Source organism: Agrobacterium rosae (genome assembly GCF_002915175.1).
GTDB lineage: Bacteria > Pseudomonadota > Alphaproteobacteria > Rhizobiales > Rhizobiaceae > Agrobacterium > Agrobacterium rosae.
On record NZ_NXEJ01000004.1, the window covers coordinates 410169 to 422916 of the forward strand.

Sequence of the window (12748 nt, forward strand, 5' to 3'; positions counted from 1 at the left end):
GGTGGAACACGTAATGGTCGAAAAAAATGTCGCGTATAACCGGGACGACCGGACAGAAGAATTCGCTGACAACGATCCTTTGGCACAATTGGCACGGCTGGTTGGCCAAGAGGATCGTCCTTCCCATGTCGCTTCCCCGGCTGCGCAGCACCCGGCGGAGCGCAGGGAACCCGAATTCAACCTCGAAGATGAATTGCTTCGCGAGTTCGCGATCTACGACGCCCCCCGCTATGAGCCGGTAGCGCTGGATGCGGCGAACGATGTTCGCTCTCCCGTTCCGGCTAACGAATTCATGCAGCGTGTCGAATCGGTTTTTGCCCGCAAGGAGCCGGAACTTGCTCCAGTGGAGCAATATGCCCCTGCTGAGACGGAAGAGTATCTGGTTGCCGAACACGCGTCGGATGCCGCCGCAATGTCGAACTTGCGCGATGATTTCAGGGATGACCCGGATTCGGTTGCCGCTCTTTTCGACGTCGCACATCGTCAGTCGCATCAGGGGCCAGTTGTCGATCAGGCTCCGGCCTATGTCGAGCCCATCAGCCACGCTGTGGTTGAACAGTATGTCGAGCAATACGAAGAGCCCGCGTCCGAGCCGGTTGCATACCAGCCTGTGAGCGGAGAGCCTGTGCAGCACCATCCTGCGCCACAGGCGGCCCAGGAGCCGAATTGGGAGCTTATGGCAGAGACATCCGGCGAGGTGGCGATCGATCTTGCCAGCGAGCTGGAAATGTCTGTGGCTGAAGAGGTGGCCCCGCCGGTACCGTCGCCGCCGCCCATCGCGCGCCGCTCTTCTCTGGATTACTCCAGTTTGCGTCTCCCGCTCGCCAATTTCGGTGCGCCTCGCGCCACCCCGGTTGTGCCGCAGCCGGTGGAGCCCGTTATCGCGCAGGCACCTGTCGCAGAGCTGTTCACGCAGCCATTGGTGGCACCTGCCAACCATGTCGAGCCAGCGCTTCCAGTCGGACAGAAGATGTCTGCGATGGATGAGTTGATCTACGACGTTGCGAAATATGAAATCAGCAACAGGGACGTCAGCGCTGCCACACCGGTGGCGCGGATGGAGCCCGTTGTTTCCGCTGCACCCGCCGTTACGGTTGCGGCAATTGTGCCGCCTGTTGCGGCCCGCGTAGAACCAGCGTTTCAACAGCCCGTTGCCAAGGCCGAACCGGATTTTGGCGACTTCGATACGTTCAAGGACGACGACTTCGAACTTGCTCTCGATGATATCGATTTCGATCTCGATTTGTCGGAAATCGCCAATATCGATGTGCCGGTCGCTCCCGTTGCAGTGGCACCAGCCGCTCCGGCACCCGTGCAGCCAAAGCCTGTCGTCACACCGACGCTCGCTCCCGTAGCCGCTGTCGTTCCGCGCCCTCAGCCAGTCGTTGCGCCTCCAGTTGTTCGTCAGGAAGCGCCGCGCCCTGTGGCACCGGTGGTTGTTGCGCCGCCAGCCACGCTGGAGAGCCTGCCATTCGATCCATCGCAGATTGGTGAGACGGAAGATCAGCCGGAAACCATTACCGAGATGGAAGTGCCGGAACTGCCCGTTGGCGTGTTCGAGCCGAAACCAGCGCCGCGCCGTCAGGAAGAAGATCTCGATCTCGATACCGAACTGGCATCGCTGTTTACGCCTGCCATGACGGGTGGACTTGATCGCAACAAAAATGCTGCCGCCGCACGTCAGCCTCAGCCTTCGCAGGAAGAGGTCGATGAGTTCGAGCGTGCGCTCGAGCAGGATTTCCGCCGCAGCATGCAGGAAGCTGCCGAGACACGGCCATCGGGCGACAGAGCTGCGACGACAGATATCTCGCAAGCTGTGCGTTACAGCGACGAAGAACGGGGTGGCGCGCGTCGCTGGCTTGTTCCCATGGCTGCCGTTCTCGGCGTCGTGCTTGTGGGTGGTGGCACCTACGCGCTGATGTTCGGAGGCTCTTCCAGCCAGGGCTCGAACGGCGCACCAGTTATCATTGCCGCAGATAGCGAACCGACGAAGGTCGTGCCGGACAATCCGGGTGGTCGCGTTGTGCCCAACCAGGACAAGGCCGTCTATGACCGCGTTGCCGGTGGCGCACCTGCCGATCCGAAGCAGCCTTCGCTGATTTCCAGCAGCGAGCAGCCTGTCGATGTCGTTCAGCGCACATTGATCCCTGAGCAGTTGCCGCTGGAAGGCGAAAACGACGAGATGGACGCGACGTCTTCGACGCCGGTTGGTGAAACGGAAGACCCACGTCTGTTGTCGGCGCAAGAGAAAGCGCAGTCTGCGGAAAATCAGGCTGGATCGCCGGTCAATGTGTCGCCACGCAAGGTGCGCACCATGATCGTCAAGCCTGATGGCACGCTGGTGGCGCAGGAGGTTCCTGCCCCTGCCGCATCTGCACCGCAGGCTGACAAGGTCGATGAGCTTGCCGCCCCACAGGCCGCTGGCCGCACGGAAGGTGCGCCTGCCGTCATCGCTGCTTCGCGTGTGCCTGTTGCTCCTGAGCAGCCTGCCCAGACGCCAGCACCTGCCGCGGCAGCAGCAAGACCTGCCCAGACGGCGGCACCGCTGCCTGCATCTCGCCCGGCCGCACAGCCAGCGAATGTCGTTGCGACTGTCACCAACCAGGGCAATGTTCGCCCGGCACCGGCTTCGCAGCCTGCACAGGAAACCGCTGCTGCTCCGACTGCCGCGACAAACGCCTCTTCCACGGGCGGCTATTACGTGCAGGTTGCTTCGCTCCCAAGCCAGGCCGAAGCGCAGAAGTCTTACCAGAACCTGTCGGCCAAGTTCGGCTCCGTCATCGGTGGTCGTGGCGTGGACATCAAGGCCGCTGAAATCGCAGGCAAGGGTACGTTCTACCGCGTTCGCATTCCAGCAGGCGACAAGAACGAAGCCGCAGCACTTTGCGAGCGCTTCCGCTCTGCCGGTGGTAGCTGCCTGGTTGCGCGTTGATTAAGACTTAAAAAAATAAGAAGCCGGGATGGTATCGCTGTCCCGGCTTTATTGATGGCAGGTCTCAAGTCATCCGCTTCTTTCCCCCAACCCGCGACGTCATCCTCGGGCTTGACCCGAGGATCTGCCCACATTGGACGTCGTGGTTCGTTGGATCCTCGGGTCAAGCCCGAGGATGACGGTGGAGAGGTCCTAGTTCGGGACAACGAGCTCCCCGTTTTTTCTTTGCCCAATCGCGTTTCATGCAGGACAAATCCATGACTGAATCCAAAGCTATGATCCTTGGCTGCAGCGGCCTTACCCTGACGGAAGATGAAATCGCTCTGTACAAGGCAGAGCGTCCCTGGGGGTTCATTCTGTTCGGACGCAACATCGGTGACATCAAACAAATCACGGACCTCGTCGCTTCGATGCGTGATTCCGTCGGAAGGCCGGATGCGCCGGTGCTGATCGATCAGGAGGGTGGGCGTGTTCAGCGCATTCGTCCGCCTTTGCTGCAATCCTACCCCAATGCGCAGGCGCTGGGTGAAATCTACCTGCGTGACAAGGCACAAGGCCTGCGTGCCGCGTGGCTGATGTCGCGTCTGCATGCGTTCGACCTGATGAAGCTGGGCATCAATGTCGACTGCCTACCGGTGCTGGATGTGCCGGTGGAAGGTGCCAGCAACGTCATTGGCAACCGGGCATACGGTTTTGATCCGGCGCTTGTCTCTGCGATGGGGCAGGCGGCGGCGGACGGGTTGAAGGTGGGCGGCATGTTGCCTGTGATGAAGCACATTCCCGGCCACGGGCGCGGCCTTGTCGATTCGCACCATGAGTTGCCCGTCGTGGACGTGCCGCTGGCTGAGCTGGAGGCTCATGACTTCGTGCCATTCCGCGCACTCAACAAAGAACTGATGGCGATGAGCGCGCATCTGGTGTTTACCGCCATCGATGCCGAACGCCCGGCCACGACGTCTCCCAAGGTCATCGATGAAATCATCCGTGGCGTGATCGGGTTCGACGGTCTGTTGATCTCCGATGATAGCTCCATGAATGCCCTGAAGGGAACGCTTGGGGAGCGAGCTGCCAATATTGTTGCGGGTGGCTGCGATATAGTCTTGCATTGCAATGGTGTGATGAGTGAAATGCTACAGGTCGTGAAAGAGGTTCCCGTTCTTTCCGGTCGGGCTCTTGAACGTGCTGCTGCTGTCGAAGCCGGTTTTCCGGTGGTTGATGATGGTGATGAAACAGCGCTGAGAGACGAGTTCAACGCCATGCTGACGGTTGCCTGATAGGCGTCCGGGCCGGGCGTCCTGATGATGGGTTGCCCGGTGGACGAATAATGGCGGCAGACAAATCGCGCGGCAGCGCGCCGATGGAAAAGCTCTGGGAAGACATCAAACCAGAACGCGCCACTGGCGAAGCGGCATTGATGATCGACGTGGCGGGCTTTGAAGGCCCGCTCGATCTGCTGCTGCATCTTGCCCGCACCCAAAAAGTCGATCTGTCACGCATTTCCGTGCTGGCCTTGGCCGAGCAATATCTTGTTTTCGTGGATCAGGCGCGGCGGGTGCGCATCGAGCTGGCTGCCGATTACCTCGTCATGGCGGCATGGCTGGCGTTTTTGAAATCCAAGCTGCTCATTCCGCAGCAGAGCAAGGATGACGGCCCAAGCGGCGAAGAAATGGCGGCGACGCTGGCCTTCCGGCTGAAGCGGCTTGAGGCCATGCGCGATGCCGCCGAACGGCTGGTGAACCGCCACCATCTGGGCCGCGATATCTTCGCACGTGGTGCGCCCGAACACATTCCGCACAAAAGCCGCTCGTCGTTCGAGGCAAGCCTTTACGATCTGCTCAGCGCCTATGCCTCTCTTCGCCAAAGGCAGGCGATTACGCAGGTGACCATCGAGAAGCGTCAGGTCTGGTCGCTCGTGGATGCACGTGAGTTGCTGACGTCGATGCTGGGCGAGATCGGCGAGTGGACGGCGCTGGATCGCTATCTGTTGCAATATGTGGCAGACCCCGCGATGCGGGCGACCGCTATGGCCAGCGCCTTTGCCGCCTCGCTGGAGCTGGTGCGTGAGGGATCGCTGGAAATCCGTCAGGACGGCGCGTTCCAGCCGCTTTTCATGCGCAAGGGCTTGGGCAGGGGTTTCCATTCCGCTGAAAGGACTGATGATGTCGAGTGAACCCGAAGCGGATGACGATATTGTTGTGGCAGATGGGGTGGGATACGAACCCACGGTCACCGAGCGGCAGATGAAAGAGGCGCAGAGGATTGCCGAGGCACTCGTCTTTGCGTCCGCGCAGCCAGTCTCCGAATCCTTTTTGGCCGAGCGTCTGCCCAAGGGCATCGACGTGCCAGCGCTGATGGCAAACCTTAAAACCTCCTACGATGATCGCGGCGTCAATCTGATACAGGTTGGCGGAAACTGGGCGTTCAGAACCGCAGGCGATCTTTCTTTCGTTATTCGCACCGACGAGAAGGAGCCCAAGAAGCTGTCGCGTGCGGCGCTGGAGGTTCTAGCGATCATCGCTTATCACCAGCCGGTGACCCGGGCGGAAATCGAGGAAATCCGCGGCGTTCAGACATCGCGCGGCACGCTGGATGTGCTGATGGAGGCCGGTTGGGTGCGGTTTCGTGGGCGCCGCCGCACACCGGGCCGACCGGTTACGATGGGAACGACCATCGATTTTCTCGATCATTTCGGGTTGGAGGAACTGCGCGATCTGCCGGGGCTGGACGAGTTGAAGGGGGCAGGACTGCTGTCCGGCCGCATCCCGTCCAATTTCGGTATTCCCATTCCGTTGATGAGCGACGATCTGACCGAAGATGAAGATCCGATCACGCAACTCGATTTGGAAGAACTCGGGCTGTTGGCTCCAAGTGGAGACGAGCCTGAACGGTGATTGCACGTCCTTGCCAAGACGATCACGAAGAGTTGCCAGCATTCTGCACTCTGGTGGATTTATAGTTCTCTTCGTTTGTTGAATAGACATTTTGGTGTTTGAAAAAGCTGAACAAACGTCTTACATCGGTTCAAAGCAAAATTCAGGGAGTTTGCGTTATGGGTTCTTTTAGTGTGTGGCATTGGCTGATCGTTCTGGTCATCGTGCTGGTCCTTTTCGGTCGCGGCAAGATTCCGGAACTGATGGGCGATGTTGCAAAGGGCATCAAGAGCTTCAAAAAAGGCATGGCTGACGAAGACGGCACGCCGCGCCCGGCAGATCACGATACCGCGCCAGAGCCCACGACTGTGCATTCCAAGACGGTCGACCACAAGGCTGACGAGATCAAGTAATTGATCTCTAAGCGCGGCCTAAGCGGGCCGCACTATCGCGCGTGTCAGGAGCATTGTTATGTTTGATATCGGCTGGAGCGAGTTGCTGGTGATTGCGATCGTGCTGATCGTGGTCGTCGGTCCCAAGGACTTGCCGCCTATGATCCGCGCTTTCGGTAAGACGATGGCCGGTCTGCGCAAGATGGCGGGTGATTTTCGTTCGCAGTTCGATGAGGCCTTGAAAGAGGCTGACATGGACGATGTGCGCCAGACGATTTCCGACGTTCGAAATCTCAACCCGACGAATTCCTTGCGCAATGCAATGAACCCTCTGCGGGAACTGGGCAATGAAATCCGCTCTGATCTTCAGGGTGCGACGTCGACAAGCTCACCCGCCACCAGTGCGCCTGTCGGTGCTCCGGCGGTTAGTTTGAGCGAGCCTGAGATGAAGCTGCCGGACGGGCCGCCAGTTGTTGCAGATGCGCCTGTCGTTGCAGCTGCGTCCTCGGCCGTTGCTACGGCTGCGGTGGAAAAACCAAAGCGGAGCCGCAAACCAGCGGCAGAAAAATCCGTTCAGGAAATCGAGGCTGAGACAGTCGCTGCAAAACCGAAGCGTGCACCGAAAACGGTTTCGGCCAAGGCAACTGCATCTGCCAGCGCCAAACCGGCAGCACCGCCTTCCAGCGAGCCGTCCGTCCTGACCGAGGTTGCTGCGAAGTCCGCAACTGTCAAGGCTGCGAAGGCTACCGTCGCGGCTGGAAAGCCCGTGGTTGAAAAGGCCAAGGCTATGGTGAGCAAGACCACCACGGAAAAGACGGCGACAGCAGCGCCTGCCAAGACAACAAAATTGGCCAAGGCCAAAAAGGGTGAAGCATGAGCGCCGATTCCGATGATAAGCCGCAGCCGCTTATCGTACACCTCATGGAGTTGCGCACCCGCCTGATCTGGTCGATCGGTGCGTTCTTCGTGGCGTTTCTGGGTTGCTTTGCTGTGGCCAAGCATCTCTTCAACTTGCTGGTCATTCCCTACAAATGGGCGGTGATCTGGGCTGGTTTGGATGTTGCGAAGTCATCGCTGATCTATACCGCGCCGCAGGAATTCTTCTTCACGCAGATCAAGGTCGCCATGTTCGGTGCCTTGGTAATCTCGTTTCCCGTTATCGCCTCGCAGCTCTACAAGTTCGTGGCACCGGGGCTTTACAAGAATGAACGTGCTGCTTTCCTGCCGTTTCTGATTGCTTCGCCGCTTCTGTTTCTTCTGGGCGGTGCGCTGGTCTACTTCTTCTTTACGCCCATGGTCATGTGGTTCTTCCTTGCCATGCAGCAATTGCCTGAAGACGGCGAGGTCGCGATTTCGCTGATGCCGAAGGTGTCGGAATATCTTAGCCTCATCATGACGCTGGTGTTGTCCTTCGGTCTGGTTTTCCAGTTGCCCGTGGTCACCACGCTTCTGGCGCGTGTTGGCTTGTTGACGAGCCAATGGCTGAAGGAAAAGCGCAAATTCGCCATCGTCGCTGCTTTTATCGTCGCCGCTGTGCTGACGCCGCCGGACCCGATGTCCCAGATCGGTCTTGCGTTGCCCGCAATCCTTCTCTACGAGATTTCCATACATTTGGCTCGACTCGTGGAGAAGAAGCGCGCTGAGGAAAATGCAGGCCGTGAGCTTGGAAATTCCAGTGACGACTGACGGTTTCCGTCAGGATATTCTTCAGACGCCGGGCTCTATGTCCCGGCGTTTTGTTTTTCAAAACATGATGCAAATTACGGTCTGGAACCACGATGCACGATATTAAATGGATACGCGAAAACCCCGAAGCTTTTGACGCTGGCCTTGCACGGCGTAATGCCGAGCCACAGTCCGCCATGCTGATTGCGCTGGATGAGAAGCGCCGCTCCGTTATCCAGACATTGCAGGAGATGCAATCGCGCCGTAACGCGGCCTCCAAGGAAATCGGTGCTGCCATGGCGCAGAAGAACACCGAGCTTGCGGAAAAGCTGAAGGCCGAAGTCGCTGACATCAAGGATAGCATGCCGCGCCTCGAGGAAGAGGATCGTCAGGTTTCGGCTGAACTGACTGATGCCCTGTCGCGCATTCCCAACATACCATTTGATGATGTGCCTGTCGGCAAGGACGAGCACGACAACATCGTCGCGCGTGTCGTCGGTCAAAAGCCAGGCTGGAACCATGCTGCCAAGGAACATTACGAAATCGGTGAAGCGCTGGGCTACATGGATTTCGACCGTGCGGCCAAGCTCTCCGGTTCGCGTTTTACGGTGCTGACGAGCCAGATCGCCCGGCTGGAGCGTGCGCTTGGTCAGTTCATGATCGACCTGCATACCTCGGAACATGGTTATACCGAAGTGTCGTCGCCGCTGATGGTGCGCGATGAAGCGATGTATGGCACAGGCCAACTGCCGAAATTTGCGGAAGACCTGTTCAGGACGACAGATGGCTACTGGCTTATACCAACTGCCGAGGTCACGCTGACCAATCTCGTTTCCGGTGAAATTCTGGAGCAGGAAAAGCTGCCGCTGCGCTTTACCGCCCTGACGCCATCCTTCCGCTCGGAGGCCGGTTCGGCCGGTCGCGATACGCGCGGCATGTTGCGCCAGCATCAGTTCTGGAAGTGTGAACTCGTGTCGATCACAGATGCGGAAAGCGCTGTCGAAGAGCATGAGCGCATGACCGCCTGCGCCGAGGAAGTGCTGAAGCGTCTCGGACTGCATTTCCGCACCATGACGCTGTGCACCGGCGACATGGGCTTTGGCGCACGCAAGACCTACGATCTCGAAGTGTGGCTTCCGGGGCAGGATACCTACCGCGAAATCTCGTCCTGCTCCGTCTGTGGTGATTTCCAGGGACGACGCATGGATGCGCGTTATCGGGCTAAGGGCGAGAAGGCCACGAAGTTCGTTCATACGCTCAACGGTTCCGGCACGGCTGTCGGTCGCTGCCTCATCGCGGTTCTTGAGAATTACCTGAATGAGGATGGTTCGGTGACGATTCCAGACGTGCTGCTGCCTTACATGGGTGGGCTGACGCGGATCGAGAAGGCTGTTTGAACACTTAACGTTCCGTCATCCCGCACTTGATGCGGGATCCAGTGCATTGCGTCTGCAAGGCAAAAGACTCTTCTCGCCGCGCAGACGCGCGACGGCTGGACCCCGGATCAAGTCCGGGGTGACGGAAGTGGGAGATGTTATCTAAAGAACTAAAGCGGGAGAGCACCATGCGAATATTGCTGACCAACGACGATGGTATTCACGCTGAGGGGCTGGCGGTGCTGGAGCGCATCGCCCGCACGATTTCCGACGATGTCTGGATCGTGGCACCCGAAACGGACCAGAGCGGACTGGCGCATTCGCTGACGCTGTCCGAGCCGCTTCGTCTGCGCAAGATTTCCGACAAGCATTTCGCGTTGCGCGGCACGCCGACCGATTGCGTCATCATGGGCGTTCGTGAAGTGCTGCCGGGTAAACCAGACCTTGTGCTGTCGGGCGTCAACTCCGGTGCCAACATGGCCGATGACGTGACCTATTCCGGCACGATTGCGGGTGCCATCGAAGGCACGTTGCAGGGTGTCCGCTCGTTTGCGCTCAGCCAGGCCTATGTCCATACCGGCCATGCGGAACGCGTGGTGCCGTGGGAAGTGGCCGAGACCTATGCGCCAGATATTATTCGCAAGCTGATCGATGTCGATCTGCCGAAGGAAACATTCCTCAATCTGAACTTCCCCAATTGTGCGCCTGCCGATGTGAAGGGTGTCAGCGTCACGGGCCAGGGCAAGCTTGATTTCGGCATGAATGTCGAGCAGCGGCAGGACGGTCGCGGTCTGCCCTATTACTGGCTGCGCTTTGGCGAGCGGCTGGGCGACTTCCTTGAAGGGACCGATATCCACGCCATCAAGGATGGCCGTATCTCGGTGACGCCACTGAAGCTTGATCTGACCGACTACACGGCCAAGGCTCGCGTCGAGAAAGCGCTTGGACTGGGAGCAGGCGAGTGAAATCCGCAATGGTGGAGAAAGAAGGGTTTGCAGCCTTGGTCCTGCGGTTGAGAGCCGAAGGCATCTCCGACATCGATCTTCTGACAGCGGTGGAGCAGTGCCCGCGGTCGCAATTCGTGCCAGCACAGTTTGCTGCGGAAGCCTATTCCAGCCGCACCATCCCGATTGACTGCGGTGCTTTCATGGAAAGCGCAGATATGGTGGTCAAGACGGTCGCCCGGCTTCAGGTCAAGCCCGGCCAGCGCGTTCTGGAAATCGGCACCGGCAGCGGTTTCATGACGGCAATCCTGGGCCGCCGCTGTGAGCGGGTCGTCTCCATCGACCGCTATAAGACGCTGGTGGAGCTGGCGCAGAACCGGATGGACGATCTCGGCATCCGCAATGTGGTGATCCGTCAGGCTGATGGCTCTAACGGTTTGATGGGCGAGGGTACCTTTGACCGAATCGTTTCCACGGCTGCATTTACGGCCATGCCACGCTTCTTTACCGAGCAGATCGTATCCGGCGGAATGATGATTGCCCCGATCATGATGGAAGACGGGCGTTGCGTGATGACACGGTTTTCCAAGACCGGCAGCCGGTTTGAGCAGGAAGAGCTTTTCGAAACGCCGTACCTGCCCATCGAAACCCACATTGCCCGCTATTTGTAGCAAAATGACATTTCGTTCGGTTTAGCGAAACGAATTCTGATTTTTATCAACATATTGAATGAAAAAGATTTTTCCGCAAAAATGCGCGGAAATGCGGGCTTTTTCGCCCTTGTCATGGTTATCGAAGTGTCAAAAAAGACGTGAACGCCTTAACGTTTTAACGGCGTGGTAACACTAACGCGCTTTAATCATCTCCATCAACGCACGGTTTTCCCGTCACGGGAGAGGGGCCTTGCAGAGTGTAGTTTCAGCCGGATCGATCCCGATGCGGTGGTTGGCGTCAGTGTAGATCGAGTCATGCGTATGAGTAATTCGCCTAAAATCGGAAAATCAATCGCAAAGATGTTCGCAGCGGCATTGCTGGCAAGCGTCGCAACGGGGTGTAGCTCCGACGCGACGCGATTTGGCGGGCTCTTTTCCAGTGGGCCTGACCAAATGACAACGGCATCCATTCCAGCACGCAATGCAGGAGGCGCTTACGGGCAGTCTCCAGTCCCGCAGGGTGATGTGAGCAGTGGTGGTTATGGTAACGCAGCGCCGCAGGGTGGCTATGCCAACCAGAACGCTGCGATGAACCAGCCTTACCCGCAAAACAACGGCGGCGGTTACGGTTCCGTGCAGCCTTCATCGGCCCGTGCAGCATCGTCTTCGGCACCTGTGCAGCGTGCAGAACTTTCTGCACCGTCGCCATCGTCGAGCCGCGAACCTGCAACACGCCGCGAGGCGATGCAGCAGCCATTCCCATCCGCGACAGGCAGTTCTGCGCCATCCATGGCTTCTGCTCGTCCGACCAATCCAAACCGCGCCGATACACTTTCGACCGGCTCCATCAAACAGCCTGCTGCCGGCTGGCACACCGATGGTGCGTCGTCTGTCACGCTGAAGTCTGGCGAGACGATTGCAACACTGTCCAAGCGTTACGGCGTTCCCGAGAAGGCTCTGCTTGAGGCCAATGGTCTTTCCAGCGCCTCAGCTGCGGCCCCCGGTCGTTCGATCGTCATTCCGAAGTTCGGTCAGTCCCGCAACGCCGCCCGCGCTGCATCCGACAATATCGACCTGAGCAAGAACAACAACGGCCCGACACCGACACGCGGTCAGGAAAACAACGTTGCCGTTCTGCCATCGCAGAACGCTGCCCGTGACAAGGCTTCGGCAGAGGCCGGTAAGCTGACACCTCCCGGTGGCAAGCCGCTTCCGCCAACCGGTGGCTACAAGGTTCAGGCTGGCGACAGCCTTGCGAAGATCGCCCGTGCAAACGGCGTTTCAGTTGCTGACCTGAAGTCCGCTAACGGCATCACCGACGGAAGCGTGCGCATTGGCCAGACGTTGAAAATTCCAGGTGCTGGCACCGACGGTATCAAGACGGCTTCTGTTCAGCATCAGGCACCGGCTGCATCCAAGCCTGTTGAGACGCCAGTTGTTGCCAAGGCTGAAGTGCCAAAGGCACCATCTGCCGAAGCAAGCGTCAGCGACGTCGAGAAGAAGTCGGATATGGCTTCCATCGCACCAGAATCCACCGGTATCGGCAAATATCGCTGGCCTGTTCGCGGCGCTGTGATCTCCGGCTTCGGTGAAAACGTCGATGGCAGCCGCAATGATGGCATCAACATCTCCGTGCCAGAGGGAACACCGATCAAGGCTGCTGAAAACGGCGTGGTCATCTACTCCGGCAACGGTCTGAAGCAGCTCGGCAACACCGTCCTTATCCGTCACGATGACGGTCGGGTCACGGTTTACGGCAATGCCGCAAGCCTGGATGTTCAGCGCGGCCAGAAGGTTCAGCGCGGCCAGACGGTTGCCACTTCAGGCATGACGGGCAGCGCAAAGCGTCCGCAGGTTCACTTCGAAGTCCGTAAGGACGCGACACCGGTGAACCCATCCTCTTTCCTTGAATAGGG

General features: G+C 58.8%; 11 protein-coding genes. All 11 read left to right on the forward strand.

Annotation, left to right across the window (positions count from 1 at the left end; genetic code table 11):
- Window positions 1-13: 13 nt before the first annotated feature.
- The 11 genes from CPJ18_RS09345 (at window position 14) to CPJ18_RS09395 (ending at window position 12746) form a co-directional block, all read left to right on the forward strand.
- Window positions 14-2932, forward strand: a complete 2919-nt coding sequence (locus CPJ18_RS09345) for an SPOR domain-containing protein (protein ID WP_103657931.1) — start codon at window positions 14-16, stop codon at window positions 2930-2932.
- Window positions 2933-3189: 257 nt separating this feature from the next.
- The gene (gene nagZ / locus CPJ18_RS09350; RefSeq protein WP_103657932.1) at window positions 3190-4206 is read left to right on the forward strand and encodes a beta-N-acetylhexosaminidase; all 1017 of its coding nucleotides are present in this window, start codon (window positions 3190-3192) and stop codon (window positions 4204-4206) included.
- Window positions 4207-4256: 50 nt separating this feature from the next.
- Window positions 4257-5102, forward strand: coding sequence for a segregation and condensation protein A (locus tag CPJ18_RS09355; RefSeq protein WP_103657814.1), 846 nt, complete (start codon window positions 4257-4259; stop codon window positions 5100-5102).
- On the forward strand, window positions 5092-5823 hold the full coding sequence (scpB, locus tag CPJ18_RS09360) for an SMC-Scp complex subunit ScpB (protein ID WP_103657933.1): 732 nt from the start codon (window positions 5092-5094) through the stop codon (window positions 5821-5823). The genes CPJ18_RS09355 and scpB overlap by 11 nt, the downstream gene beginning before the upstream one ends.
- A gap of 158 nt (window positions 5824-5981) precedes the next feature.
- Window positions 5982-6215, forward strand: a complete 234-nt coding sequence (locus CPJ18_RS09365) for a twin-arginine translocase TatA/TatE family subunit (protein WP_077101088.1) — start codon at window positions 5982-5984, stop codon at window positions 6213-6215.
- A gap of 58 nt (window positions 6216-6273) precedes the next feature.
- Entirely contained in the window at window positions 6274-7071 is a 798-nt protein-coding gene (gene tatB, locus CPJ18_RS09370) for a Sec-independent protein translocase protein TatB (RefSeq protein WP_103657815.1), read from the forward strand.
- A complete protein-coding gene (tatC, locus tag CPJ18_RS09375; RefSeq protein WP_077101085.1) occupies window positions 7068-7880 on the forward strand; it encodes a twin-arginine translocase subunit TatC in 813 nt (270 codons plus the stop codon). The genes tatB and tatC overlap by 4 nt, the downstream gene beginning before the upstream one ends.
- Window positions 7881-7972: 92 nt before the next feature.
- Window positions 7973-9256, forward strand: coding sequence for a serine--tRNA ligase (gene serS / locus CPJ18_RS09380; protein WP_103657816.1), 1284 nt, complete (start codon window positions 7973-7975; stop codon window positions 9254-9256).
- A 167-nt stretch (window positions 9257-9423) separates the two neighbouring features.
- Window positions 9424-10200 carry a 5'/3'-nucleotidase SurE gene (gene surE / locus CPJ18_RS09385; RefSeq protein WP_103657817.1) on the forward strand — a complete coding sequence of 259 codons (777 nt, stop codon included), beginning with the start codon at window positions 9424-9426 and terminating at the stop codon, window positions 10198-10200.
- A complete protein-coding gene (locus CPJ18_RS09390) occupies window positions 10197-10850 on the forward strand; it encodes a protein-L-isoaspartate(D-aspartate) O-methyltransferase (RefSeq protein WP_167397864.1) in 654 nt (217 codons plus the stop codon). Before surE ends, CPJ18_RS09390 begins: the two co-directional genes overlap by 4 nt.
- Window positions 10851-11147: 297 nt before the next feature.
- The gene (locus CPJ18_RS09395) at window positions 11148-12746 is read left to right on the forward strand and encodes a LysM peptidoglycan-binding domain-containing M23 family metallopeptidase (RefSeq protein WP_245445373.1); all 1599 of its coding nucleotides are present in this window, start codon (window positions 11148-11150) and stop codon (window positions 12744-12746) included.
- Window positions 12747-12748 lie beyond the last annotated feature (2 nt).